Here is a 23,862-nt window from a genome sequence, read left to right on the forward strand (position 1 = left end):
TGTGCAGAAAGAAAGAAAGAAGGAAGGGGTGTTAGCGCAGCGCCCGGACGGAGATCTGGTAGGTCCCCTGGCTCATGTAGGTGTCGCCGTGCTTGGAGGAGAGGCCGTCATAGACGCGCGAGGGTGCGTTGACCTCGCGGTGGCCGAACAGGTAGCCAGCCTCATCAGGGGTCTCGTAGCGGAAGCTCTCGCGGCTGGCCTTGGACAGTGCGGCCCCGGCTCGACGAGCGAGCAGGGAGGCATCTCCGCGTTCGAAGGCGAACGCCTCCACCTCGAAGTAGCAGACCGCGAACAGGTGCGGATACCTGCTCGCGCCCCCTCCCGTGGCACGCACCACGAGGAAGCTCTGGCGTGCCCACTCCTTGGGAGGCTGGCTGTGGATGCGGGGAACGCCATCGGTGACCAGGTCCGGCATGTAGTGCGTCAGCGCGGCGATGATGGCCTTTTCCGGATCGGGGATCATCACATCCTGCCGATCGTCTTGGCGATGACGTGACTGCCGGGGACGTACTGATCCGACCGGTTGTTGTGGTGGCCGTAGTTGTAGCCGAGCGCGCCTTCGTCGCTGAGACCGAAGAAGGCGTCCTTACTCCCCATGGCCTCGGAGAAGACGCTGCCCGCCATCGCTCCGGTCTGGGAGTTGATGGTGTTGCGCAGAATCTTCGCTCCGCGATGCGCCGTCTCGATGACCTCGGCGTGGACGCCGGGTAGGCCGGCGACTATCTCGGCGATGTCGGGGTTGACCCAGTAGCTCACGAGGCGTCCCCCAGCAGCTCACACAGGACCGTGATGTAGCTGATGCGGCGGTTGGTCCAGCGGCGCGGCTGTTGGACGACCGTCCACAGCTGGCCCTGGGCTTCGACGCGTGACCACTGGTCCAGCTGGGCCAGCTCGGGCTTCCACTTGATGACCAGGGTGATGCGGGCGGTGTCGGCCCACCCTTGGGAGGCGAATCGCTGGTTGGCCGCCCACCCGGCTCCGGCAAAGCCGGTCGGCATGATGAACGCCTTGAACTCGGTGTAATCCGCGGTGGCCACCGGGCTCTTGCCGCCGCCGTAGCCATCGGGAACCCACTCGGTGTGAAAGACCTTGATGGTCTCGTTGGCCTTGTCCAGGATCACGCCTGCTCCTCCGGAACGAGGTGGCTGATGACCTGGACCGAGCCCAGCCCCCCGCGCTTGCGGAAGGGTCGAAGAGACTCCTTGGCCGCTGGGGAGAGCGTCGTCACCGCGCCTGCGTAGGCATAAGTCGTAGACAGGTCGCCGACCCTGTCGGCTGCCACACCGGGGTCGGTGTTGAGCGTCCGGATGACCTCCAGGCAGGCGATCGCCTTCACCGAGGCCGGGGCCTGAGTGGTTGCGTAGCTGCGTCGAAGGAAGGTCTCGACCAGAGCGGTGATGTCGGTGATGAATGACTGGACCTGGGTGAGCCGTTCGTCTTCGAAGATCTGCCCGGTGCGGGCCTCGATGTCCGTGACCGTCATCAACATGCGGCCCCCTTTCGAGCAGCACGGGGCAAGCCCCCGGCGTCATGCCGGGGGCTCACCAAGCGGGCATTGATCAGGGGGTCGGGTCCGGAAGGACGGTGACCAGCGCCTCCGGGCGAATCACGCGGGCGCCATAGACGTGCAGGCCCTTGACGGCGTCGCTGAAGTACTTCTCGGGGCGGTACTGCTCCGTCTTCACGATCTGGTTCGCGAAGGTGACGGCCATCTGGTGGCCGATGAGCATCTCCCGGCCGCGCATGACCGTGGTCATGTAGACCGTCATGTTGAGGATGCGGCCCACCTCACCGTTGGTGATGACCGAGCCCGCGCCGTACTTGTCGGCGGAGATGAACCGCTCGTCCAGCAGCAGCTCGGAGCGGACCTTGGGGGAGACGACGATGTAGCGGCCGTTCTGGGGGACGTCGTTGCTGTCCAGGACCAGGTTGGCGGCCACGATGGTCTCGTAAGCCTTGTCCGGGTTGTTACGGACAATCTTGGCGACCAGCTTGCCCCGGCTGTCGGCCACCGTCTCAGCGGAGGTGATGGCGGAGGAGACGAACAGGTCGGCCGCCTCAGCCAGCTTGCGCGAGGCGCGCTCCTGGCCCTTGGCCACCAGACCCTTGACCGCGTTCTGCACGGCCGAGATGTCCTCGACGCGGAAGTTGAAGCTGTCGGCCTGGGTGATCTTCAGGTCGGTGTCGAGCAGGGTCAGCTCCTGCGGAGCCGCCAGGCCGTTCTGAAGGTGGTACGGGGTGATGGTGGGGTCCAGGATCTCCATCGGGATGGAGACGGTGTCGCCCTGGTTGCGCACCTCGCCTTCGAAGTCGCGGTTACACACGACGGCCGAGGCCAGAACCAGAGATCCCTCCAGCTTGACCTGGAGGTTGGCGGAGTAGATCTCCGGCACAAAGCCGGGGTTGACCACACCGTTAGTACCGGGGATGAGAGCCATGCAATTCTACCAATCTTATGTATGTGGGCATGGAGAGAGGCTCAGGCGAGCCCGTTTTTGATGTCGTCGAAGAGGCCCTTGGCATCGGCCTCGACGATTTCCGCCGCAGACATTCGTCCCAGGTCAGCGCGGGTAAGCTGACCCGGTTTGGTCTGGCTGCTCTGCGGGCCGATCCCCAATCCCTGGGGGAACTTCGGCTCCTTCGGCTTCGCGAACTGGGCGGAGAACTGAGTGACGAAGTCGCCGATCGCGTCGTTGTTGACTTCGCCCTCGCTGATGAACTTGGAGACGTCCAGCACTTCCAGAACCGGAGTGATATCCACCCCGGCCTTGGCCGCTGCCGTCTCCAGCTTGAGCTGCGCGCGCTCGGTTGCGATGGACTCCAGCGCGGCCTTACGGCCACGTCCCTCCGCCTCGGCGATGGCCTTCTCCGAGTCAGTCATCTGGGCCTTGCGCAGTGAATCAGCCTCGGCGGAAACCTTCTTCCAGTTGCCCTCGTGCAGGCGGGAGAAGTGCTGCCACTTCTCTGCCTCTGCCTTCCAGTCCTTCTCCTCGGTCTGCGGGGCAGCCGGGGCATCGGTCGGAGTGCTTGCGGGGGTGGTGCTGGTGGCTTCGCTGGGCGTAGGGGTATCCATCGTCTTACGGGACCTCTCCATGTCGGATTGGGGCATACAAAAGGCCCCAGCCATGTCGGCTGAGGCCCATCGAAAAAGGGGAATTGCTATGCGGCGCGCTTTTGGCGCTCGACCGAGGCGACCTTGTCCTGAGCCGTCTTCGGCTTGGCCTCACCGCGAGCCGGCGACTGGCTGGCACCCTGGGGGACAGGCTTGCCGTCCAGGCCCACAACCGGGGCCAGGCCGTACTTCTCCTCCAGGCGCTTGGTCTCCTTCATCTCCTCTTCACGCATCGCTTCGAAGCGGAGAATCTGGGTCGGGGTGTAGCCGTACTCCTCCTGGAGCTGCTTGATGGGAACACCGAGTTCCTTCATCTTCAGCAGGGAGTCAGCCAGTGCGGCCTTGCTGCGGTATTCGGGGTCGGACCAAATCGTTTCGGCGTTGTACGCCTTGGCCTTGGACGTGTCGCCCTTGACCAGGAATGCAAGCCGCATGGACTCTTCCCAGGATTCCCCGAAATGCAGCATCCGCTCGTGAGCCTTGGCCACGAGCCCTGCTTCAGCGGCGGTGATTGATTCCCCGGAGGGAGCCTGACCGCCATTGAGCAGGAAGTAATGGAATGGAACTCTCGACTGCGACGCCATATGCTGGACGAGCATGTCGATGAGAGTCACATAATTGCTGAGATCGGCAGCCTGAAATTGCCCCCATTTCGCCTCGGGATTATCCAAGGTGAGAATGCGGTCAATGTAGGCGCGCACGGCATCCGCTCGTGCGGCTGCCTCTTCCTCAGGGGTCGCGTCATCGGGCAGGGATTCGACCCCGCTGATTACCCGTTGCGGAAAGGCTGCGAACTCCGAGGCGACGATCGCGTCAGCGCTTACTTTGTTGATCGCGTCCTGAACGCGAAGGATCGCTGCCAATTCAGAGAATGGCGCCATACGCAGTCGGGAACGATTGTTCAACGGGACAACCGGAACAACTCCGAGCGGATTCTTAACGTCCGTCGGGGACTGCCACTTCATGCCATCACCCAGTCGGGTGGTGGTGAACACCTGCTCAGGAGTCCACAGGGTGACGTGTTCGCTTCCCCAGTCGTCGGTGTACTGCTTCATGGCGGCGGCCAGACGGCGACGAGAGCCGGGCTCGTACTGCACCACGACGTCTTGGGCGCTCTCGGGAACCATCTGCGGCTGGTCGTCGGAGTCGCCCCACACCGTCACGTACGAGCTGCCCTGCACCAGGGCGTCGATGTGAGCGCTGTTGCTGTCGGCGTCGAGGAAGTTGCGCTGCCAGATCTCGGTGGCGTCCTTGTCGGCGGGCTCGTCAGGGCCCATGCGGAAGCCCTGGACGCGCAGCCGCTCACTGATCGAATCCACGATCAGCGCGCAGAAGTTGTCCCTCCAGCCGGTGAACATCCCGCCGAAGATCTCCGAGAACTTCTGCTGCGCGAATTGCAGGTTCTTGTTTTCGGAGTCGTAGTAGTCCACGTACTTCTGGCCCGCTGAGCGCTGCGCGTTCAGCTTGCCTTCCAGGTAGACGATCCAGTCCAGCGGGGTTTCAGGGCGGCCCCCGATGCTTACCATTTAGTGCCACACTCCTAGCTACCGAACTCATATATCGGGGCAAAAAAGGGGGCCAATCCCTAGTAACTACGCAAACGCGCTTTTCGCCGGACCTTCATGCGTCCGTCAGCAATGGCCTCAGCCCTCGCCTCGTAAGCGAGAATCGCCGCAATGGCGGCGTCGATCTTCTTGCGGGACTTCTTGCTCTCCTTGCGGATCAAGGTCCCCTGAGGAACCTCGTACGTCACCGCGTTGGCCACATGGCGGCCCAGGTCGGGGTTGCCGTCGTGGCAGATGTCCTCGCCCAGATGCGCCGCCGTGTGCATGCGCTCGACCGCCTGCGCCATCTGCGTGGCGCGCTGCGGGGAGAACTCGAAGACGATGTCTCGCCCCTCGGGGTCCTTCTCCTTGAAGTCCAAGGCCCAGGTGCCCACCACGTTCTGCCAGTAGCTGGGGTCGGCGTAGACCCACATCACGCGGTAGGTGGCGAACGCCTCGCGCATCTTGCGATCCACGAGCAGCGTGTCCACCTGCCAGTCGGCCGCGAACTTGGAGAGCTTCGGGTCCGGCTGCTCATCCAGGTGAATGAGGAACAATTTGCCATCCCGCAGGCGACAGCCCACGATCGCCGTGGAGTCGGAGTACAAGCTCCCGTCGAAGCCGATGCTGATCTGATCGCCCGGCTTGATCGGGTCGACGTTGGACAGCAGCCCATCCCAGACGGGCTTGGACATCCACGAGTCGGCGCTTTCCTGGATCTTGTTGAGGTAGAACCTGTACGCCTGTGCCTGAGTCGTACGCGGGTCCTGGATCGCCTCTAGGAGCCCTGGGATGTCCACCCAGTGCGAGTCGCCGTACGCCTGCCGCAGGCCCAGCTCAACGGCCTTGAGGTCCTTGAGGTCGATCTCGTCGGAGTCGGCCTCCACGCAGTCGTACAGCAGCCGCCCGTTGGGCTTCTTCAGGTACGCCTCGTAGGTGCGCTGAGCGACGCTCTCCTCGTTGGGGTTGAAGGCGTTGGTGGACTCCACGATGCGCGAGCCCGCGCCAGCGGTCTTTCGCACGTTGCGGTCGAGCACCTCGAAGACGGAGATGCCGCCGTTGGAGGACACCCAGTGGTGGGTCTCGTCCAGAACCACGAACGTCGGTCGTGCGCCTTCCAGACCCCTGCTGGAGCTGGTGACCGGCTCGATGCGCCCAGGGCGCCCGTTGCGGAACTGGATGCGCTCCTTGCCGATCTCAATGTCGTACTCGACCTCAGCCGGCGAGTTGGCCAGCATGCCGCGCACCATGTCTCGGGTGTTGGCGGTCTGGTCGATCGAGGTGGCGGCGATCTGGATCAGCGGCAGCCGAACCGCCTTGCCGACCGGGTAGCCGTTCTCGTCGAAGTGGGAGAACCGGCACGGGCCGATGAACTCAATGATCGCGAGCGCGGCCAGGACGGGGGTCTTTCCCCAGCCCTTGGACCGGCGCAGGCACGCGGTGTCGTAGAGCCACTTGCCGCGCTCGTCGATCGCGTACAACCACAAGATCCACCGCTTTTGCTCAGCGGTGAACTGCCACGGCTGGCCAGCGTGTTCGCCGTCCGGCTGAACGATGTATGTCTCGGCCCAGCGCAGGATCCGGTAACCCAGACTGCGGCTCGGGTGGGGAACACCCTCGGGGAGGTTTCCACTTTGCAAGGGAGTGGGGTCATCTCCCTTCTGGAATCAGGCCGCCCTTGGCGGGCGCCGCTCTTCTACTGTCTTTGAGTCCCGTGCGGAACTAGCCAAGGTGGCCTATCGTTCACAGGGGGGAACTGTCGTGTCGGTAGCCGAGAGCACTCGGAGGACTGCACACAAAAATCGCTTCGCCAATATGCGGCAGCCCGGCCAGTGAGGTGCTAATTGAGCAGTGAGAAACAGCCGGTCTATGAGAGGCATATCGGTAAGCTCTTTGCGTGGACAGCTACAGTCTCGGCAGTCATACTTGCGGTCCTAGCCCTAGTCGTGAGCGCGCTCTCTTTCGCAGCAGACGAAAGGCAGCGCGCGAACGAGGCAGCCAAGACAAGCCCAGCCACGAGCGAGTCTCTGTCCTCTCCCGTTGATCAAAACAGCGGTACGCCTTCAGCTAAGCCTTCGGCCACAGTTGTTGATGTGTCAGACCATTTCGTTGGCACTTGGACGGGTAGTATCGAGTACGCAGCCAGGGACTATCCGGTTGAAGTGAATATCACGAGAGGGAGTGTCGACGAGCTTGTCGGAACCATCAGATATCTCAACGGACAATGCGAAGGGGAACTCAAACTAAGGTCGGCCACCCCAAAAAATTTGGTGCTATGGCTAAAAATTTCGGGCGGGCAATGCCATGACAGGGCCGGACTCAAGCTCATATATGACTCGGGCGGTTCGCTCCGCTGGGATTACGTGGGTGCCCGAGGACCGGAGACGGGAACCTTGACTAAGGCGGGAGCCGGATCTCCGAATTGAAGGAGCTAGCATGACCCCGGATCATGCGCCTCCGAGGTGCCGGTACAGGTCCATGTCGGCGACGTTCTCGGGGAGCTTGTCGGGCTTGGAGTCGTCCTTCTTCTCGGCCTTGTTCATCCGCAGGCGCATGCGGTCGGTGACCGTGGCGCCCAGGAGTGACTCGTTCTGCCGGATCTCGGCGAGAGCGTTGTGGCCGGGGCGGCGGAAGTACGCCTCCACCAGAGGCGCGAGCATCTGAAGGCGCATCCAGTCGGTGGCGCGGAACGCCTCGGACTGCTCAGAGGCGACCCAGGTGTCCCACCAGCGCTGCGTGGCGACGCTGTAGCCATCGCGCTTGAACAGCTTCTTAACCTTGTCAGGGACGTCCTCGTCCACTTCCAGGTGGCTCAGGTCCACAGCGTTGCGGCGGACCGCGTTCTCTTTCGGAGGGGGCCCGTTGCCCGCCATCAGCTCACCTGCCGGTGAGCCGGTATCGGCCGGCGAGCACGTCGCTCACGCTCATGGCGGCGTTCTTGTCAGTGGGCTTGGCCTCGGTCTCGGTCTTCGGCGTCTTCGCCGCCGCAGCCTTGGGGGTGGTGGCCGTACGTCTGGCCCTTGCTACTGCCATGTGCGTCCTCCGATGGAAGAAGAAAGAAGTATGAGGCGCGCGGAACCCGCCCTCGCGTGCGCCATGTCAGCCCCACCGGCCCTACGGCGCGGTTGATCCTGCTGACAGCCCATGTACTGAGGGACTGAGTCCGGGAGTAGCGGACTCAGGCCCAATATCCGTAGCCGACGATGCTGCTGGTGCGATGGACCCGCTGCACCCGGCCGCTTGAGTTGCCCTCGATCGAGGTGACCGAGCCGTCGCTGTGGACCTTCTCGACGATGCCCACGTGGTCGATCCCGCTGCGGCTCTTGCCGCCGCCCCAGTCGAAGAAGACCATCGCCCCCGGCCGGGGCGTGGTGCCCCAGCGGCCCTTGGCCGCGTACCAGGAGGCCCAGGTGGGCGTGTAGGCGTCCGTGCCGACCTTGGCCCGTACACCGACCTGCTCGGCGACCCAGGCGATGTAGATGGCACACCAGGGCGCGTGAAGGAAGTAACTCCCCATGTTCAGGTCGTTGGTGTACCAGCGGGTGTACTTGTTGGGCACCCCGGAGGTGCCTATCTCCCCAGCGGCCACCTTGAGGAGGGCGCTGACCTTGCTTGCCGAGGTCGGCTTGGGAGTCGGCTTAGAAGTAGCCGTCGCCCTCGGGGGCGTAGGGGGCGTCTTCGAGGTCGGCGAACTTGTTGAAGCAGAAGTAGTTGTCGATGCAGGACTCGACGTCGCACTCGGCCGAGGGGTCGTCCCAGCGGGCGCAGCTGAGCGCGTCGGTGTCGGAGTCGAACTGGGCGTCGGCGAGGTCGACGTAGTCGGAGTCGAGTGGGCCACGAGCGACGAGGGTGTCGAAGGAGTCTTGATCAAGAGGCTGGCAAGGAGCGGTACAAGAGCCGCAACTGCTGCCTGGGCAGTTGCCCGAGGGGTAATTTCCATCGCTCATAGGTGACGCGCCCTCCCTCGCGCGGCCTCCGTTCGAGACTTGGTGTTGTGGCAGTAGTCGCAGATGCACATGAGGTTGGTCAGATCCCAGGAGCCGCCTTCGGCGACGGGGATGACGTGGTCCACGATCCGACCGGGGCCGCCACAGACGTAGCAGCGCTCTCGGTCTCGATGACGGGCCTTGCGCATCAGGGTCGCGGCGTTACTCGGCCGCGTGAGGTTACGGGGACTTGTCTGAGCCCAAGGCACGTAGTGCGCCTGGCATCGTCCTGCGTTAGTCGCTGGCTTTGGACAGCCAGCTTGGAGGCACTTCTTAGGAGCCCTAGGCATGGAAACACCCCCAGCAGTCGGAGACGGTACTGGGGGTGAATCTCTCTTCGGGGGCCTGGAGGCCCCTCGTTAACGGAGTTAGTACTAGAGCCCTAAGGGGCTCTTACCGGTAACTAGTTAAGTAGGAGTCTTGAGGACTCCTTAGACGGTAGGAGCGGAGCGGAACCCCAACCCCCCTACCCCCCTTCCCCACATGTATATAGGTGCGCTTTGTCGGAGACCGTGCACACCCCTGATGTGACCTCCGTCACATGTCTGGGGTCCAGTCGGGGAAGATCTCGGCTCGCACGGCCGCCAGGCCCGCCAGGATCTCCTCGCGGGTGGTGCGGGTGTATCGGTCGGTCATGGACTCGGGGGAGTGCCCCAGGATGTCCCTCCGTACGGCCTTAGGAACGCCCACACGCTCCGCAATCGTCGCCCAGGAGCGACGGAGCCCATGAGGGCCCATGACGGGGAATCCGAGCTTCTCAGCCCCTCTGCCCACCCGAGCGGTCACCGTGTTGGGCATCGTGTGGGCTCCGGGCGCCTCGGGCTTGGAAAGGTGCCAACGCCTGCGGGTGAAAATCCAGTCGCCCTCATCCCAGGTGTCGTAGCGGGCTTTCTCCTGCTCCTGCTGCTGCCTGTGGCGCTCCAGGACCCATTTGGTCATGGGGTCGAGCCACATGCGCCGGGGCTTGCCGCTCTTGGGGGTGGGGGAGTAGATCGTGCGGCCCTGGCCCATGGTGATGTTCTCGCGCAACCGCACGAATCCCCGGTCATCCAGGCTGGACCACTTCAAGCCGATGCTCTCTCCCCGGCGCGTGCCTTGGAGGGCGATGAAGGTCAGGAGTCCCTGGTGGGGATAGTGCTCCTGATCCAGGAATATGCGGAGCTGCTTGGCGGTCCAGACCGGCCCGCGTCCGAAGAGGTGGCTGAACCAGTCCTCCTCGCCCAGCTCGTCCATCTCATCCTCATCATCGTTAAAGACCAGCTGGTGAATAAGGCGCCGAGCCCCGGCCGCCTTCACCGGGTTACCCACGTGCAGGCCGTTGTCCGATGCGAAGCCGAACGCGGCGGAGACCACGGAGACGTAATTGAGCATCGAGCTGGCCTTGAGGTCGCGATGGACTAAGTCCTCGGTGACCCAGATGGTGATCATTCCCTGAGTAATCTTGCTCAGCGGGGTCTTCAAGAGCGCGCGGGGGATGTGGGGTAGCGCCTTACGGTTCCCGCTGATGGTGGACTCCTTAAGTCCCGACTGGGCAAGTCGGAACTCGATGACCTCTTCCAATGTCGCATTGGTCGGCAGAGACTGGTGGAGTGCGTGCTTGAGGTTCTGCTCAATCTGCCAGGCGACGGCGTCTTCTTCGCTGTCGAAGGATTTTGTCGGCCTGAACGGGGAGTGGGAGACTGGGTCCAGGACGGGGGGCATCTGCACCCTGTACTTGGTGCCCTGCTTGGTCTCGTAGGTGGTGATCGTGCCCTTCAGGGGGTTACGCATAGTGACCCTCCTCAGCCGAGGTGGGGGGTCGGAAAACTGGCGCTGCCCGTGATCATGCCCATGAAATGTGGTCTCACAGTGGTGTTTCCCCAGTACGTATCGGGCCCAACCGGTCACTTGTAGACGGTTCGGCGTCAACACCTACAAGTGGGTGAACGACCAGGGCGAGACCCACCTGGTCAAGTACCACTGGATGCCCAAGCAGGGCGTGCGCAGCATGACCGCCGAGGACGCCGCCGCCGTACAGGGGCAGGAGCTCGGGCACGCCACCAAGGACCTGCGCGAGGCGATCGACCGGGGCGACCACCCCGAGTGGGAGCTGCTCGTGCAGATCATGAGCGACGACGAGCACCCCGAGCTGGACTTCGACCCGCTGGACGACACCAAGGTGTGGCCGGAGAACGAGTTCCCGCCCATGCCGGTCGGCAGGATGGTCCTGGACCGCAACGTGGCCAACAACTTCGCCGAGAACGAGCAGATCTCCTTCGGCACCGGCGTCCTGGTCGACGGTCTCGACTTCTCCGACGACAAGATGCTGGTGGGCCGCACGTTCTCCTACAGCGACACCCAGCGCCACCGGGTGGGCCCGAACTACCTGCAGCTGCCGGTCAACCAGGCCAAGAACGCCGAGGTGCGCACCAACCAGCGCGACGGCCAGATGACCTACCACGTCGACGGGCAGGGCGAGAACCCGCACGTCAACTACGAGCCGTCCATCACCGGGGGGCTCAGGGAGGGGAGGTACCCCACCCACGACGAGCAGGGGCCGGTCGTCTCGGGGCGGCTGACCCGCAAGCGCATCCCGCGGACCAACGACTACACCCAGGCGGGCCAGCGCTACCTGCTGATGGAGGAGTGGGAGCGCGACGACCTCGTGCTCAACTTCGTCGGCATGCTGACGCAGGCCGACCGCGCCGTCCAGGAGCGCATGGTCTGGCACTTCCTGATGGTCGAGGACGACCTCGGGCTCAGGGTCGGGGAGGGACTCGGGATCGGCCCCGACGACGTCTCCCACCTGGAGCCGCTGGCCAGCCAGGACCTGAGCGAGGAGGACCGCGAGCGGATGTCCCGACTCGGCAAGAACGGGCCGCGCGACGTGACCGGCCTGAAGATGACCCACTGCGTGCCCGACGAGAGGACGCGGGCGCAGCTGTAAGCAGCCGCCGCCGGACCGGAGCGGGCCGCGCTCCGGTCCGGCGCGGAGAGGAGTCGCGAACGGGGGCGACGGCATCGGGACGGTGTCCCGATGCGGCGGGCAGACAGTCCGTTCGCCCCGGGCCACCCTCTGACCAGGACGATCAGGGCAGCACGAAATCCTCGGTCAAGGTCGCCCGATTTTTCCGCTTAAAAGGTATGAATGCCATTACAGCGGGCACGCGATCCTCAACCTGAGCCGCCGACACCTGAGCCGTTCCTACTCCCAATTGGATCGCCATGCCTGTTAAGAGCAACGTCATTCCGATCATCCACTGGTCCCGCCGCTCGTCCTGCCTCAGCGAGGACCCCGAGCTTTTCTTCCCCGTGTCCTACGAGGGACCGGGCCGTGAGCAGTACGAGCGCGCCAGGGCGGTGTGCCGCCGGTGCCCGGTGCGCGGGCGCTGCCTGGAGTACGCGTTGAACACCCAGCAGATGTACGGCGTCTGGGGAGGAACCACCCCGGAGGAGCGCAGGGCCGCCATGACCGGGGAGAGGCGCAGGGTCAGATAACGCCTTCCGCGGCGACGGGCCGTCCCGGCCCTCTCCGGCATTTTCCGGGTCCCCGCGTCCCGGTCCTTTTCCGCGTCGGCCGTCAGCCGGCCATCCGGTCCTTCCGTGACCTGCCCGCCCCACCCTGCCCGCCCGGCGCGTAGTCCAGGGCGAGCTGCCCGCCCGGCTCGTCGGCTCCACCCCGCTCCCCGCGCTCCCTGGTCTCCCCGCGCTCCCCGGTCTGCCCGACGAGGGCGCGGAAGCGGGCGGCGTTGCGCTGGGAGTTGTCCGCGCAGCAGTTGTTGAAGAGCACGTGGGTCACCTCGGCACCCTCCGCGAGTTCCAGGACCCTGGCCGCCCACCGCGCGAGCTCCGCCTCCGAGTACATGTACGCGAAGCGCTCGTCGACGTTCTTGCTGGTCCACTTGTCGGAGTGCCCGTGCAGCCGCAGCACGGCGAGGCCGGAGGTCGCGGCCAGGACCGGCGGGATTGACGAGGTGTGCCCCTGGGGCATGTCGACCCCCACGTACGCGAGATCGTGCTCGGCGAGGAAGGCCAGGGTGTCCTCGCGGTTCTCCTCGTCCATCCAGGTGTGGTTGCGGAACTCGACGCTGACGCGCATCGGCGCGCAGCGCCGGGCGCACTCCAGGATGTAGCGCCTGTTGCCCTCCCCGATCGGGAACCACGGCGGGAACTGGAAGAGCACCGCCCCCAGCTTGCCCGCCTCGTGCAGCGGTTCCAGCGCGCCGAGGAACCGCCGCCAGACCTCGTCGGCGATCTCCCGCGGCACGTCCTTCGGGTAGAGGTTGCGCTGCGGGGGCGCGCCGAGGTCCTCCCGCAGGTCCTTGTAGAGGGAGGCGGGCCGGGTGGGATGCCCGGTCAGCAGGGAGAACGCCTTGACGTCGAAGGTGAAGTCCGCGGGCGTACGGTCGCGCCACGCCTCCACGGTGCTCTGTGACGGCGGGTGGTAGTAGGTGGCGTCCACCTCGGCGATCGGGAACCTCGTCGCGTAGTAGGCCAGGCGTTTCGCCGGGGTGGAGGCGTCGGCGGGATACCAGCCCGACTCCAGCAGCGACCGGTGCGTCCACGAGGCCGTGCCCACGAGGATCCTGCCCATACCCGCGTCCTCCCTGACGAGTCCGATGTCCGCCCGGGTTCCCGTTCCCCGAGCTCTGAGCCCCGGGCCCCGTTCGCCCGAGCCCGGCCCCCGACCTCCGAGCCCCGGCTTCGCGCCGGGCCCCGTCCCTCGCCGGCCGTCCGCCGCTCGGTGACGGCCCCGGCCGGGGGGCCGGCCGGGGGCGGGGCCGTCACGCCGCCGGGCCGCTAAGGCCTTCCGCCGACGCCGCCGGCCAGCTCACCCAGGCGCGCGGGCCCTCCGGTGCTCGGCGACAGCGGCGGGGTGTCCATGCCCTGGGCGCCCTCGGCGCCCCGCAGTCCCTCGAACAGCTCTTTCATCGCCTCCACCGCCGTGTGGCGCGGCTGCCAGCCCAGCTCGGCGCGGGCGCGGCCGATGTCCATGATCGGCATCCTGAGCACCAGGTCGACCAGGCCCGGCGAGGCGGGGATCAGCCTCATGTGCCAGGCCGCGGCGACGGTGCTCCTGAGCGCCCAGCCCGAGACGGGAACCAGCCGGGCACCGAGCAGTTCGGCCAGCACCGAGGGCTCGATCACCGGGTCGGCGGCGATGTTGAAGGCACCCGACACCGGCCGGGTGACCGCCAGCCGGTAGGCCTCGCCGACGTCGTCGGTGTGGACCGTCTGGAAGCGGAGCCCGGGAGTGTCGGGCACGAACGGGATCAGGCTCGGCCGTACCAGCCGCTGCGGCACGAACGGCCCGCCGAACAGGCGCCGCTGCCCGACCGCCGCCTCCCGCTTGAAGATGAACCCCGGCCGCAACCGTACGACCCTGATGTCCGGGTGGTCACGCTCGAACAGGTCGAGCACCCGCTCCACGTAGGCCTTCTCCCGGCCGTAGGCGGCACCGGGCCAGCCGTGGGTCGGCCACTCCTCGGTGACGGCCCGGTCCTTGGGAGCGGAGGAGTAGGCGCCCACCGAGGAGGCGTGCACGAGCGCGGAGACACCCGCCCGCGCGGCGGCCTCGAAGACCCTGATGCTGCCCAGGACGTTGTTCCGCCAGGTCGTCACCGGGGCACGGGTGGGCTGGAACAGCCACGCCAGGTGGACGACCGCGTCGGCTCCCTCCAGGTGTGGCGCCAGGTCGCCGCCGGCGACGTCGGCGGTCCGCCAGGTGGTCTTGGGCGGATTCCAGTCCGGCTGCCTGCGGGCCAGGCCCACGATGGATGTGACATCCTGATCGGCCGCGAGGGCGGACACCACGCTCGTGCCCACGTTTCCTGTCGCGCCGACGACTACTACTCGCATGCCTACCGGGTGCCCCGGGAGGGCCCGGTGAATCCATCCTCACGACTGCTTTGCCGTACGGGGGGACGATCCGGCGACACTCGATCGCCGCGTCCGGCCGTTCGGGGGCGTCGTCCACCGGCCCGGCCGGACGCGGAGGACGGGTTCGTCGCCCGCCGTCCGGGCCGGCCCGGACGGCGGGCGACGGGTTCCCGGAGCCGCCCGCGAGGGGCGGCGAGGAGACGGGGGAGTCAGCGCCGGGGGGACGGCCAGGGGTTGGGGCGGCAGCCGTACAGGGACTTGGTCTGCTGGAGCATCACCGGCGCCCGCCGGCCGCGCCCCGGGCAGGGCACGTGGCCGTGGCCGAGGCCGTGGCCGACCTCGTGGCTGATGACGTACTCGCGGTAGGAGGCCACGTCGCGGCCGTAGCCGGTCGCCCCGCTGTTCCAGCGGACCGCGTTGATGACCGCGCGCCCGCCGTTCCAGCAGGAGAGGATGCCGTTGGTCCGCATCGGCAGGCACCGCCTGTCGGTCGTCTCGGGGCTGTTCAGCGAGACCCTGATCCTCACCGGGCCGCGGGCCACCCGCTTGAACCGGTATCCCCAGCCGCGCGGGTCGTTGAGGATCCGGTGCACCTCGGCGGCGAACTCCTCCACCTCGAACGGCAGGCCCCGCTCGACCTCCACCGCGTACCGGATCACCTTGCCCTTCCCCCTGGGAGGCCGGGCCTCGCCGGGGGCGACGGTGTAGCGGCCCTTGGCCGACCGGGGAACCCTCACCTTCAGCGGCTGCTGCCGGCCGTTGGCGAGCAGCAGCGGCTCCTGGGCCGGTGACGGGGGCGTGGGACCGGCGGAGTTCGCGGGCGCGGCGGTGTCTCGAAGGTCCTGGGGTTGCGGCGGCGGGGTCGGCGTCGCGGGCACCGCCGGTATCCCGGGCGGGGCGGCGTCAGGAGGCACGGGCCTGTCGGGAACGGGTTCGAGGTGACCGCTCAGCACCGTGGCCCCACCGGCCGTGAAGGTGACCACGATGCTCAGCGCGAGAAGCCACAGAACGGTCTTAGGGTCACGTCTCATTGCGTTCCTGGACATAGACCGTAAACCTTATTGCCCCGCGGCGGTAACTGATCAAACCAGGAGAAAATCCGTCATATGACGGCGGCGCCGGGGAACTTCGAGGGGTACGCCGACGGCGGCCGTATGCTGCGGCCGCCGTCGGGTCAGGGGTTTTATGGGCTTAACAAGCCTTTCGCTGGCTTAACAGATGGTTTGCTGGCCTATGTCGCCGAGCGCCACCGGCTGTCGCCGGGAACCACCGGCCGGCGGCGGAGGCCGCGGCCGGTGTCGTGGCCCGATGGCGGCCCCGCGGTCCTACGAGTGCGGGCAGGTGTCCCGGTACTCGGAGATGCTCAGGCTGACCTGGGGCGCCGGGCACAGGAACTGCTCGTAGCGGGTGTCGTCGTCGATGAAGCGCTTCATCCAGGAGACGCTGTACTTGGCGATCGTCGTGTTGGAGGAGTTGGGCGCGAAGTGGCTGGCGCCGTTGAGCTCCAGGTACGCCTTCTCCGAGGAGGAGGGGATGCTGTTGTAGAACGGCTTGGAATGCAGGGCCACCGAGGCGACCGAGTCGTTCTCCGCGCCGATGATCATTGTCGGGACGCGCACGCCCGACCAGCTCTTGGTCGTGTGCCACGGGGTCAGCGGGATGGCCGCCTGCAACTGCGGCCGGCTGTCGGCGGCGGCCAGCGTGCCGCCGCCGCCCATCGAGTGCCCGGCGACGCCGAGCCTGCTCGCGTCGACCCGGTTCGCGACCGAGCTCTCCCGCGTGAGGTAGTCGAGCGCGGCCAGCAGCTGCCGTCCTCGGCTGGCGGGCTGGTCGGAGCGGGTGAGGGTGTCGATGTTGAAGACCACGAAGCCGTGGGAGGCCAGCCGCGAGGCGAGCCAGGCCATGGTAGACCTGCTCGCGGTGTAGCCGGGGGCGATGGCGATCCCGCCGAACGTCCCCTCGCTGGTGGACGTCGGATAGTAGATCGTGCCTCCGCCGAAGCCGCTCACCCGCAGCGAGGAGACGGTGGTCTCCGAGATCGAGAACGGTCCTCTGGCCGCCTCGATGCTGGAGTTGGTCGGGTCGGGGCCGCGGTCGTAGGGACCGGCGGAGGCGGCCTGCGCGGCGGGGGCCGCGACGGCCTGCGCGGCGGGCGCGAGCGTCCCGCCGGTGCCGAGCAGAGCGAGTGCGAGGGTCAGCGTGGCGACCGTCGTCGCCCGGCGGGAACGCCTGGGCGCGGGGGCCTGGGGGGTGGTGCCGTACGGCTGCACGTTGCTGTACTCCGTTCCTGTGGGGGGAACCACGGCGATACGGCGGTCGAGGCTGACGGCCGTTCGTCGCGCGTCGGCCCGCCACCGGGAACGGCGGCGGTACGGTCAGCGCACCGGGGTGACCCCTCGGGTTCCTGACAGACGCCACTTTCTCCCTGTCAGCCCCGGAGTGCATCGGTGAAATCACCCGTACTCCATCGCACCGGTCAACACCGGTGAATCACGACATCAACCGCACCAGTTCCACCCGGGAGCGGATGTCGAGCTTGGCGAAGATGTTCCTGAGGTGGTGCTCGACGGTCCTCGGGCTCAGGAAGAGCCGGGCCGCCACCTCCCGGTTGGTGGCGCCGTCCGCCACGATGCGCGCGATCTGGTACTGCTGCGCGGTGAGCTTCTCGGTGGCCTTCGGGCGGTGCGACCGGACGGCCTCTCCCGCCCCGCGCAGCTCGGCGCGGGCCTGCTCGGCCCAGAGCCGCGCGCCGGAGCGCTCGAACGTCTCCAGCGCGCTGTGCAGGTGCTCCCTGGCCGCGCCCGGACGCCGGTTCCTGCGCAGCGCGCTGCCGAAGAGCAGCTGGGTGCGGGCCGTCTCGAACTCGGAGAACCCCTGGTGGTGCAGGTCGAGCGCGGCCCTGAAGTACTCCTCGGCGTCGCCGGGGGCGGCCAGGAGCGCGTGGCAGCGCGTGGCCAGCGCGCGCCGGTCGGGACTGCGGGTGCTGCCCACCCAGCGGTCGAGCACCCGCAGCGCCTCCCTGGCCCGCTCCCGGTCACCGGTGCGGGCGGTGGCCTCGACGAACAGAGGGGTGGACATCACCCGTATGACGAGGTGGCCGTTGGTCCCGTCCGCCCTGGTCGTGGCCCGCAGCCGCTTGGTGGCGTCGGCGTGGCGGCCCGCCGCGAGGTCGAGATGGGCCAGTGCCCAGTTGCCGAGGGCTCCCGCCACGCACACCCCGTGGGCGCCCGCCAGCTCGATGGCGCTCGCCGCCCTGATCGCGCACGTCTCCTCGTCCCCCTCGACGGCCGCGGTGAGGGCCAGCCACCCCAGGTGCTGGCCCGCGCTGTTGGGCCGCCCGCGCTCCTGGGCCAGCCGGAGTCCCTCGACGGCGCTGGCGGTGATGGAGGCGTAGCGGCCCATCCAGAGCTCGGCATGGATCATGAACTCCAGGACCTGCGGCACGGTGGAGACCGCCCCGCGGGCGCGCGCCGTCTCCACCGCCCGGCCGCACAGCCGCACCGCCTGCGCGTCGTCGCCGAGCAACAGGCTGGCCACGCCCGCCCACACCAGCACCGAGGGGGTGCGCACCGAGGGCGCGAGCTCCAGCACCCGGCGGAGCGGATCGGCCGCCTCCCGGTGACGGCCGTCGAACGTCGCCGCCGTACCGGCCAGGTACTCGAACATCAGCTGGGTGGCCGCCGGGTCGTCCGGGCGGCGCAGCGTGGCGGCCCACCGTGCCATGTCCAGGTAGCGAAGGTTGTCGCCGGCCAGGTAATTCGCCTCGCCCGCGCGGATGAGCACCCGGACGGCCTGCCCCCGGTCCCTGTCCAGCAGCGACTCGGCCGCCGCCATCAGGTCGTCCCCGGCGCTGCCGGTCTTCCCGCTGCGCAGCTCCAGGCTGCCGCGGATCAGCTCGGCCTGGCTGCGCACCTCCTCGGAGATCGTCAGCGACTGCAGGCGGGTGAGCAGCGACCGGGCGCGGCGGGGCAGGCCCGCGTGCCAGGCGCGATTGGCGGCCGCGGCCAGCCGCGCGGCCTTGACGTCGCCGTGCTCGGTCAGCTCGGCCGCCCGCTCGAAGGCGAGGAAGGTCGCCGGGTGGCCGCCGGAGGAGGTCACCGCCGCCGCGGCCGCCGCCAGCTCGTCGGCGAGCGACTCGGCGGGGCCGTCCATCGCGGCGGCCCGGTGCCAGGCCCGCCGCAGCCGCTGGTGGTCGTGGCACAGCATGCCCGCGAGCAGGCGGTGCGCGGCGCGGCGGCGGGCGAGGGAGGCGCCGGCGTACACGACCGTCCGCATCGCCGGCTCGCGGAAGTCGTAGCGGTCACCGGCACCGTCGCCGCCGGCGCCGCCGACATGGACGATCACCCCCGCCCGCTCCGCCGGTTCCAGCGCGGCCAGCGCGCACTCCGGCTCCGCGGCGCCGGCCAGGGTGACCGTCTCCAGGTCGGGATCCGCCGCGAGCAGCAGGAGCATGTCCGCGGTCTCGCCGGGCAGCCGCGCCAGCCGGTCGGTGTACGCGCGCCACAGCCGCCCGCCCCTCGGCAGGGTTCCGGGCGGGGCGGCGGCGCCGGAGATCTGCCCGGGGCTCAGCGACCCGGCGAGCTCTCCGAGCGCCAGCGGGTTGCCGCAGGCGATCTCCAGCAGCGACGCCCGTACGTCGTCGGCCAGTCCCGGCACCAGGTCGTCGGCGAGCCGCCTGGCCGCCTCCTCGTCCAGGACGCCCAGCTCGAACGCCGGTATGTCGTCGGGGGCGGCGCCGTCGCCGCCGTCGTCGGTCCCGAACAGCAGCACGACCGGTTCCCCCGCCAGCCGTCTGGCCGCGAAGAAGAGCGCCGCGCGGCTGGGCGCGTCGAGGTGGTGAACGTCGTCGACGCAGGCCAGTACCGGGCCGCCGGCGGCCGCCAGGAGGTTGAGGACCGCCGCGGGAAGCGTCAGCCCGCCGTCCGCCGCGCCCAGCTCCAGCGCCCGGGTCAGCGCCTCCGCCTGCGCCGGGGGGAGCGCGGGGAGCCGGTCGGCGACCGGCCTGAGCAGGCCGTGCAGCCCGGCGTACGGCAGGTGCGACTCCGCCTCGGTACCGCGCACCCTGAGCACGACGAAACCACCCGTGGCGCCCGTGTCGCCGGTGTTACCGGTGCCGCCCGCGTGGGCCGCCGCGAGGTCGAGCAGCGCGGTCTTTCCCGTGCCCCGCGCCCCTCGCAGGATCGCCGCGCCCCCGGAGCCGCGCCGGGCGGCGTCGAGTAATCGCAGCAGCGCGTCCTGCTCCGTGTCACGGCCGTGCAGCGCCGGTGACCGGGTGGCGGCGGAGGGGGAGGCCATCCCTCAGTGTTACGCCCGTGTGTCGCGCCTGGAAAGAGCGCGTGGCGGGGTTCCCCACCGGCCTCCGCCGACCTGCACCGGTGTACCGGTGGCCCGGGAAAGACCGGTGATTTCACCGATGCGCGCCGAGGGGTGGGGGCGGGGTGTTCACCGGTCCGGGGCGATCGCCTTCCTGGCCCGTCCGGGGTCGTCGGCGGCCAGGGCGATCCTGGCGTTGTCGCGGCACCGCTCCAGGGAGTGGGCGGCGAGAGCCTCCCGTACCGGGGAGATCCCGGGTGCGGACATCGACAGGCTGGTGACGCCCAGGCCGACCAGGACGGTCGCCAGAAGCGGGTCGGCCGCCGCCTCGCCGCACACGCCGACGGGCTTGCCCGCCGCCCGCCCGGCCGCCGCGCAGTCGGCGATCAGCTGGAGCAGCGCGGCCTGCCAGGGGTCGAGCAGGTCGGCGAGTTCCCCGTGCTGCCGGTCGGAGGCGAAGGTGTACTGGCTCAGGTCGTTGGTGCCGATGCTCAGGAAGTCGAGCTCCTCCAGCAGGCGCCCGGCGCGCAGCGCGGCGGCGGGGACCTCCACCATCGCCCCGACGCGCGCGATCCCCCGGGTACGGGCCCGCCCGGCGAAGTCGGCGGCCTCGGCCACCGTCGTCACCATGGGCGCCATCACCCACGGCTCGGTCCCGGTCGCGCGGGCCGCCTCGGCGATGGCGTCGAGCTGGGTGTCGAGCACCTCGGGCCTGACCCGGGAGACCCGCAGTCCCCGTACGCCCAGCGCCGGGTTGGTCTCCTCGGCCAGCCCGAGGAACGGCAGCGGCTTGTCCGTGCCCGCGTCGAGGGTGCGGACCACGACGTGCCCGCCGGGGGCGGCGCGGAGGACCGCGGCGTAGGCGGCCACCTGCTCCTCGTGACCCGGCTCCTCGCGGCGGTCCAGGAAGAGGAACTCCGTGCGGAACAGCCCCACCCCCTCGGCGTCCACGCCCCCGGCCCCCTCCGCCGGGGGAACCCGGACCGGCGGTGCGAGGTCGGCCGCCGAACCGATGTTGAGCAGCAGCTTGACCGGGTGGCCGTCGGAGGTCCGGCCGGGGCCCCGGACGGTGCCCGCCCGGCGGCGGTCGGCCTCGGCCCCGCGCTGGATCTCGGCGGCGGCCCCCTCGCCGATGCCGACCTCCACCTCGCCCCGCAGGCCGTCGACCGACACCCACGTCCCCTCGCCGATGTCGCCCGCCCCCCGGCAGGCGACCACGGCGGGCAGGCCGCGGGCACGGGCCAGGATGGCGGTGTGGCTGGTCGGGCCGCCCTTCTCGGTGACGAGGGCGAGGACGGACCCGGGATCCAGGTTCACCGTGTCGGCGGGGGACAGATCCGCGGCGACCAGGACGAACGGGTGACCCGGGTCGGGCACCCCGGGGACGGGCAGGCCCAGCACCGCCGCCACGGACCGGTTGCGGATGTCGTCGAGGTCCGCGGCGCGCTCGGCGAAGTAGCCGCCCGCCGCCACCAGCGCGCGCCGGTGGTGGGCGCAGGCCTCGTCGATGGCGTGCGCCGCGTCCTTGCCCGACCTGACGTTCGCCTCCACGGACTCGTGCAGGCCGGGGTCGTCGGCGATGAAGGACTGCGCCTCCAGGATCGCCCTCGCGTCGGCGTCGGGCGCCTTCTCCGCCCGCGCCGCCAGCTCGGAGACCGTGGCCCGCAGCGCGTTCATCGCCCGGTCGAGCTCGGCGCCCGCGTCGGTGACGGGGGAGGGCGCGGGCAGCTCCGGCGGGCCCGCCATCCGGCAGACCCGCCCGGCGGCCCGGCCCGAGCTCACGCCCAGGCCACTGAGCGTCTCAGCCACGGGAGGTCTCTCCGGCGCCACGGGGGACCTCTTCGGCGTCGAGGTCGCGGGCGAGCAGCCCGGCGAGGGAGTCGAGCGCCTCGTCGGCGCCCGGTCCCTCCGCCTCGATCGTGACCTCCGTGCCGTGCGTGGCCCCCAGCGCCAGCACGGCGAGCATGCTGTTGGCCGGTACGGGCTTGCCGTCCCCGACGCGGATGCGGACGGGCATCCCCTGCTTGGCCGCGGCCTGCACGAAGATCTTCGCGGGCCGGGCGTGAAGGCCCGTGCGTGAGGCGACGACCACTGTCCTCTCCGGCATCTCCGGTTCTCCTTCTGCGCGTTCTGCGAGTGGTTCGGGTGGTGCGGTCCGACGGGGCCTGCGCGAACTCGGCGGGCCCGTTCGGGCCTGCGTGTGTGGGGGCGGCCCCTTCCGCAGGGCTCGGCGGAAGGGGCGTGGGAGACCGGAGCCGGTCAGGGTTCGACGGTCACCTTGATGGCCTCGCCCCTGCTGACGATGTCGATCCCCTCCAGGACCTCCGCGAGCGGCAGCCGGTGCGTGATGAGGTCGGCGACCGGCACCGAGCCGTCGGCGATCAGCCGCAGGGCCCGGGCGTTGTGCGCCGGGCTGGACCCGTTGGCGCCGACGATGGTCAGCTCCCGGTAGTGGACCAGGTTGGAGTCGCACTGGATGATCGGGTTGTCCTTGGGCAGGCCGCCGAAGAAGCTGATCCGTCCCTGACGGGCCGCCATCCGCAGTGCCTGCTCCTGGGCGGCGCCGGAGGCGGCGGCGGTGATGACGACGTCGGCCCCCCTGCCGTCGGTGAGCTTGAGCACCTGCTCGACGACGTCCTCGCCGTGGACGACCGCGTCCGGGTGGACCAGCCCCGCGGCCATCTCCAGCCGCCCGGCGTTGATGTCGACGAGGAAGACCCGCGCCGCGCCCCGCGCCCGCGCCAGCCGCACGTGCAGGCAGCCGATCGGGCCAGAGCCCATGATCACCACATCGTCGCCCTCGCCCACGCGGGCCAGCTCCTGGCCGTTGAGCACGCAGGCCAGCGGCTCGGCCACCGACGCCTCGGCGAAACCGACGCCGTCCGGGACGCGGTTGACGCCGTCGACCGCGAGGACCTTCGCCGGGATGATCATGTACTCGGCGAAACCGCCGTCGTAGTGGTAGCCCATCGACTCCTGGTTCGGGCAGACGGTCATCCGGCCCCGGCGGCACTCCGCGCACTTCCCGCAGGGGATCGCGGCGATCACCTGCACCCGGTCGCCCGGGGCCCACTCGCCCGCGTCGACGGCCTCGACCACCTCGCCGGCGATCTCGTGCCCCATGACCCTGGGCGGCTTGATGTGGTGGTGACCGTGCTTGAGGATCTTCGCGTCGGTGCCGCAGGTCGAGCAGTTGCGCACGCGTATCTTGATCTCGCCTGGTCCGGTGACGGGTTCCGGCGCCTCCTCGACGCGGATGTCGCCAGGGGCGTAGAAACGGGCGACCTTCACTATGCTTCGTCCTCTTCGTTCGGTTGCAGCAGCCGGACCACCTCGGCGACCTCCGTCGCCTCGCGAAGGGCCCTGGCCTGGTCGGGATCCATCAGGATCTGGGCGAGTTCGGCGAGCAGCCGTACGTGGCCGTCGCCCTTGGCGGCGATGCCGATGCACACCGTCACCCGGTCGCCGTCCCAGTCGACACCGCCGGGAAAGCGCACGACGCTGATGGCGTCGTGCCGGACGGCGTCCTTGGCGGCCAGGGTGCCGTGCGGGATGGCGACCCCCTCGCCGACGTAGGTGGAGATCGAGCGCTCCCGTTCGAGCATGGTGTCGATGTAGGCGCTCTCCACCGCGCCGACGGCGAGCAGGGCCTCCCCGCACTGCCGGATCGCGTCGTCGCGGTCGGCGGCCGAGGCCGCCAGCCGGATGGCGCGCGGGTCCAGCGGCAGCGGCGCCGTCTCAGGCATTGACGGTGCCACCACTCTTGATCGTGCTGACCAGCCTGGTCACCGCGGGGTCCCCGATGAAGACCTGGAACGGGATCAGCACCTTGTCCGGGGCCCCGGCCCTGGCCCGGTTCGCCAGACCGGCGTGGCAGACCACCACGTCGGCGTCGGCGGGGATCGAGTTGACCGGGGTGTGCTCCACCTGGACGTTCTGGTCCTTCAGCTGCTTGCGGAGCTGGGTGGCGAGCATGACGCTGCTGCCCATGCCCGCGTCGCAGGCCACGACGATCTTGTGGATGTCCTTGCTCTCGATGCTGGCCATC

The 23,862-nt window shown here is 68.9% G+C and carries 26 protein-coding genes; 2 read left to right on the forward strand and 24 right to left on the reverse strand.

All coding sequences use genetic code 11. The features are described from left to right. Positions 1 to 31 precede the first annotated feature (31 nt). The 14 genes from ACVCAG_RS31065 to ACVCAG_RS31130 all read right to left on the reverse strand — a co-directional run bounded on the left by ACVCAG_RS31065 (position 32) and on the right by ACVCAG_RS31130 (position 10,412). Complete coding sequence (locus ACVCAG_RS31065) at positions 32 to 463, reverse strand: hypothetical protein (protein ID WP_447190940.1); 432 nt, start codon at positions 461 to 463, stop codon at positions 32 to 34. Beyond that, entirely contained in the window at positions 463 to 756 is a 294-nt protein-coding gene (locus tag ACVCAG_RS31070; protein ID WP_447190941.1) for a DUF5403 family protein, read from the reverse strand. Before ACVCAG_RS31070 ends, ACVCAG_RS31065 begins: the two co-directional genes overlap by 1 nt. Beyond that, complete coding sequence (locus ACVCAG_RS31075; protein ID WP_447190942.1) at positions 753 to 1,121, reverse strand: hypothetical protein; 369 nt, start codon at positions 1,119 to 1,121, stop codon at positions 753 to 755. The genes ACVCAG_RS31070 and ACVCAG_RS31075 overlap by 4 nt, the downstream gene beginning before the upstream one ends. After that, positions 1,118 to 1,489 (reverse strand): hypothetical protein, encoded by a 372-nt coding sequence (locus tag ACVCAG_RS31080; RefSeq protein ID WP_447190943.1) that lies wholly within the window; start codon positions 1,487 to 1,489, stop codon positions 1,118 to 1,120. Before ACVCAG_RS31080 ends, ACVCAG_RS31075 begins: the two co-directional genes overlap by 4 nt. 70 nt (positions 1,490 to 1,559) lie before the next feature. Further along, entirely contained in the window at positions 1,560 to 2,438 is an 879-nt protein-coding gene (locus tag ACVCAG_RS31085) for a phage capsid protein (protein WP_447190944.1), read from the reverse strand. Between the two features lie 41 nt (positions 2,439 to 2,479). Continuing rightward, positions 2,480 to 3,073: a hypothetical protein gene (locus tag ACVCAG_RS31090; protein WP_447190945.1), complete on the reverse strand. Its 594-nt coding sequence runs from the start codon at positions 3,071 to 3,073 to the stop codon at positions 2,480 to 2,482. Positions 3,074 to 3,159: 86 nt separating this feature from the next. Beyond that, a complete protein-coding gene (locus ACVCAG_RS31095) occupies positions 3,160 to 4,638 on the reverse strand; it encodes a phage portal protein (RefSeq protein ID WP_447190946.1) in 1,479 nt (492 codons plus the stop codon). A 59-nt stretch (positions 4,639 to 4,697) separates the two neighbouring features. Further along, a complete protein-coding gene (locus ACVCAG_RS31100; protein WP_447190947.1) occupies positions 4,698 to 6,137 on the reverse strand; it encodes a terminase TerL endonuclease subunit in 1,440 nt (479 codons plus the stop codon). 966 nt (positions 6,138 to 7,103) lie between these two features. Next, complete coding sequence (locus ACVCAG_RS31105) at positions 7,104 to 7,529, reverse strand: phage terminase small subunit (protein WP_447190948.1); 426 nt, start codon at positions 7,527 to 7,529, stop codon at positions 7,104 to 7,106. Positions 7,530 to 7,533: 4 nt separating this feature from the next. Then, complete coding sequence (locus ACVCAG_RS31110) at positions 7,534 to 7,689, reverse strand: hypothetical protein (protein ID WP_447190949.1); 156 nt, start codon at positions 7,687 to 7,689, stop codon at positions 7,534 to 7,536. 145 nt (positions 7,690 to 7,834) lie between these two features. Next, positions 7,835 to 8,245, reverse strand: coding sequence for a CHAP domain-containing protein (locus tag ACVCAG_RS31115; protein WP_447190950.1), 411 nt, complete (start codon positions 8,243 to 8,245; stop codon positions 7,835 to 7,837). Between the two features lie 49 nt (positions 8,246 to 8,294). Beyond that, positions 8,295 to 8,603, reverse strand: coding sequence for a hypothetical protein (locus tag ACVCAG_RS31120; protein ID WP_447190951.1), 309 nt, complete (start codon positions 8,601 to 8,603; stop codon positions 8,295 to 8,297). Then, positions 8,600 to 8,932, reverse strand: coding sequence for an HNH endonuclease (locus ACVCAG_RS31125; RefSeq protein ID WP_447190952.1), 333 nt, complete (start codon positions 8,930 to 8,932; stop codon positions 8,600 to 8,602). Before ACVCAG_RS31125 ends, ACVCAG_RS31120 begins: the two co-directional genes overlap by 4 nt. Before the next feature lie 247 nt (positions 8,933 to 9,179). Further along, the gene (locus tag ACVCAG_RS31130) at positions 9,180 to 10,412 is read right to left on the reverse strand and encodes a tyrosine-type recombinase/integrase (RefSeq protein ID WP_447190953.1); all 1,233 of its coding nucleotides are present in this window, start codon (positions 10,410 to 10,412) and stop codon (positions 9,180 to 9,182) included. A gap of 67 nt (positions 10,413 to 10,479) precedes the next feature. On the opposite strand from ACVCAG_RS31130, the gene ACVCAG_RS31135 reads away from it, so the two are divergent. Together ACVCAG_RS31135 and ACVCAG_RS31140 are read left to right on the forward strand one after the other, a co-directional pair. Then, complete coding sequence (locus tag ACVCAG_RS31135) at positions 10,480 to 11,568, forward strand: catalase (protein WP_447190954.1); 1,089 nt, start codon at positions 10,480 to 10,482, stop codon at positions 11,566 to 11,568. A gap of 278 nt (positions 11,569 to 11,846) precedes the next feature. Beyond that, on the forward strand, positions 11,847 to 12,119 hold the full coding sequence (locus tag ACVCAG_RS31140) for a WhiB family transcriptional regulator (RefSeq protein ID WP_362686321.1): 273 nt from the start codon (positions 11,847 to 11,849) through the stop codon (positions 12,117 to 12,119). A gap of 82 nt (positions 12,120 to 12,201) precedes the next feature. On the opposite strand, the gene ACVCAG_RS31145 is transcribed toward ACVCAG_RS31140, so the two are convergent. The 10 genes from ACVCAG_RS31145 to ACVCAG_RS31190 all read right to left on the reverse strand — a co-directional run bounded on the left by ACVCAG_RS31145 (position 12,202) and on the right by ACVCAG_RS31190 (position 23,861). Further along, on the reverse strand, positions 12,202 to 13,215 hold the full coding sequence (locus ACVCAG_RS31145) for a DUF72 domain-containing protein (protein WP_440087487.1): 1,014 nt from the start codon (positions 13,213 to 13,215) through the stop codon (positions 12,202 to 12,204). 206 nt (positions 13,216 to 13,421) lie between these two features. Beyond that, on the reverse strand, positions 13,422 to 14,480 hold the full coding sequence (locus ACVCAG_RS31150; protein WP_440087488.1) for an NAD-dependent epimerase/dehydratase family protein: 1,059 nt from the start codon (positions 14,478 to 14,480) through the stop codon (positions 13,422 to 13,424). A 230-nt stretch (positions 14,481 to 14,710) separates the two neighbouring features. After that, entirely contained in the window at positions 14,711 to 15,532 is an 822-nt protein-coding gene (locus ACVCAG_RS31155; protein ID WP_447190955.1) for a DUF3152 domain-containing protein, read from the reverse strand. Between the two features lie 294 nt (positions 15,533 to 15,826). Beyond that, a complete protein-coding gene (gene bdeA / locus ACVCAG_RS31160; protein ID WP_440087590.1) occupies positions 15,827 to 16,771 on the reverse strand; it encodes a bis(hydroxyethyl) terephthalate hydrolase in 945 nt (314 codons plus the stop codon). A gap of 220 nt (positions 16,772 to 16,991) precedes the next feature. Continuing rightward, positions 16,992 to 19,796: an AAA family ATPase gene (locus ACVCAG_RS31165; protein WP_447190956.1), complete on the reverse strand. Its 2,805-nt coding sequence runs from the start codon at positions 19,794 to 19,796 to the stop codon at positions 16,992 to 16,994. Positions 19,797 to 19,943: 147 nt separating this feature from the next. Further along, complete coding sequence (ptsP, locus tag ACVCAG_RS31170) at positions 19,944 to 21,623, reverse strand: phosphoenolpyruvate--protein phosphotransferase (RefSeq protein WP_447190957.1); 1,680 nt, start codon at positions 21,621 to 21,623, stop codon at positions 19,944 to 19,946. Beyond that, on the reverse strand, positions 21,616 to 21,921 hold the full coding sequence (locus ACVCAG_RS31175) for an HPr family phosphocarrier protein (protein WP_440087492.1): 306 nt from the start codon (positions 21,919 to 21,921) through the stop codon (positions 21,616 to 21,618). Before ACVCAG_RS31175 ends, ptsP begins: the two co-directional genes overlap by 8 nt. A gap of 152 nt (positions 21,922 to 22,073) precedes the next feature. Next, the gene (locus tag ACVCAG_RS31180) at positions 22,074 to 23,105 is read right to left on the reverse strand and encodes a zinc-dependent dehydrogenase (protein ID WP_440087493.1); all 1,032 of its coding nucleotides are present in this window, start codon (positions 23,103 to 23,105) and stop codon (positions 22,074 to 22,076) included. Beyond that, positions 23,105 to 23,560 carry a PTS sugar transporter subunit IIA gene (locus tag ACVCAG_RS31185; RefSeq protein WP_350967634.1) on the reverse strand — a complete coding sequence of 152 codons (456 nt, stop codon included), beginning with the start codon at positions 23,558 to 23,560 and terminating at the stop codon, positions 23,105 to 23,107. The genes ACVCAG_RS31180 and ACVCAG_RS31185 overlap by 1 nt, the downstream gene beginning before the upstream one ends. Continuing rightward, the gene (locus tag ACVCAG_RS31190) at positions 23,553 to 23,861 is read right to left on the reverse strand and encodes a PTS lactose transporter subunit IIB (protein WP_344744158.1); all 309 of its coding nucleotides are present in this window, start codon (positions 23,859 to 23,861) and stop codon (positions 23,553 to 23,555) included. The genes ACVCAG_RS31185 and ACVCAG_RS31190 overlap by 8 nt, the downstream gene beginning before the upstream one ends. Between the last annotated feature and the right edge of the window lies 1 nt (position 23,862).

It is taken from the genome of Streptosporangium sp. G12 (genome assembly GCF_052983175.1).

Excerpts from the sequence above, each read along its gene's own strand:
- ACVCAG_RS31065 (WP_447190940.1), bottom strand. The coding sequence starts at position 463 with ATGATCCCCGATCCGGAAAAGGCCATCATCGCCGCGCTGACGCACTAC.
- ACVCAG_RS31080 (WP_447190943.1), bottom strand. The coding sequence starts at position 1,489 with ATGTTGATGACGGTCACGGACATCGAGGCCCGCACCGGGCAGATCTTC.
- ACVCAG_RS31085 (WP_447190944.1), bottom strand. The coding sequence starts at position 2,438 with ATGGCTCTCATCCCCGGTACTAACGGTGTGGTCAACCCCGGCTTTGTG.
- ACVCAG_RS31090 (WP_447190945.1), bottom strand. The coding sequence starts at position 3,073 with ATGGATACCCCTACGCCCAGCGAAGCCACCAGCACCACCCCCGCAAGC.
- ACVCAG_RS31095 (WP_447190946.1), bottom strand. The coding sequence starts at position 4,638 with ATGGTAAGCATCGGGGGCCGCCCTGAAACCCCGCTGGACTGGATCGTC.
- ACVCAG_RS31105 (WP_447190948.1), bottom strand. The coding sequence starts at position 7,529 with ATGGCGGGCAACGGGCCCCCTCCGAAAGAGAACGCGGTCCGCCGCAAC.
- ACVCAG_RS31110 (WP_447190949.1), bottom strand. The coding sequence starts at position 7,689 with ATGGCAGTAGCAAGGGCCAGACGTACGGCCACCACCCCCAAGGCTGCG.
- ACVCAG_RS31120 (WP_447190951.1), bottom strand. The coding sequence starts at position 8,603 with ATGAGCGATGGAAATTACCCCTCGGGCAACTGCCCAGGCAGCAGTTGC.
- ACVCAG_RS31125 (WP_447190952.1), bottom strand. The coding sequence starts at position 8,932 with ATGCCTAGGGCTCCTAAGAAGTGCCTCCAAGCTGGCTGTCCAAAGCCA.
- ACVCAG_RS31130 (WP_447190953.1), bottom strand. The coding sequence starts at position 10,412 with ATGCGTAACCCCCTGAAGGGCACGATCACCACCTACGAGACCAAGCAG.
- ACVCAG_RS31140 (WP_362686321.1), top strand. The coding sequence starts at position 11,847 with ATGCCTGTTAAGAGCAACGTCATTCCGATCATCCACTGGTCCCGCCGC.
- ACVCAG_RS31145 (WP_440087487.1), bottom strand. The coding sequence starts at position 13,215 with ATGGGCAGGATCCTCGTGGGCACGGCCTCGTGGACGCACCGGTCGCTG.
- ACVCAG_RS31150 (WP_440087488.1), bottom strand. The coding sequence starts at position 14,480 with ATGCGAGTAGTAGTCGTCGGCGCGACAGGAAACGTGGGCACGAGCGTG.
- ACVCAG_RS31155 (WP_447190955.1), bottom strand. The coding sequence starts at position 15,532 with ATGAGACGTGACCCTAAGACCGTTCTGTGGCTTCTCGCGCTGAGCATC.
- ACVCAG_RS31165 (WP_447190956.1), bottom strand. The coding sequence starts at position 19,796 with ATGGCCTCCCCCTCCGCCGCCACCCGGTCACCGGCGCTGCACGGCCGT.
- ACVCAG_RS31175 (WP_440087492.1), bottom strand. The coding sequence starts at position 21,921 with ATGCCGGAGAGGACAGTGGTCGTCGCCTCACGCACGGGCCTTCACGCC.
- ACVCAG_RS31185 (WP_350967634.1), bottom strand. The coding sequence starts at position 23,560 with ATGCCTGAGACGGCGCCGCTGCCGCTGGACCCGCGCGCCATCCGGCTG.
- ACVCAG_RS31190 (WP_344744158.1), bottom strand. The coding sequence starts at position 23,861 with ATGGCCAGCATCGAGAGCAAGGACATCCACAAGATCGTCGTGGCCTGC.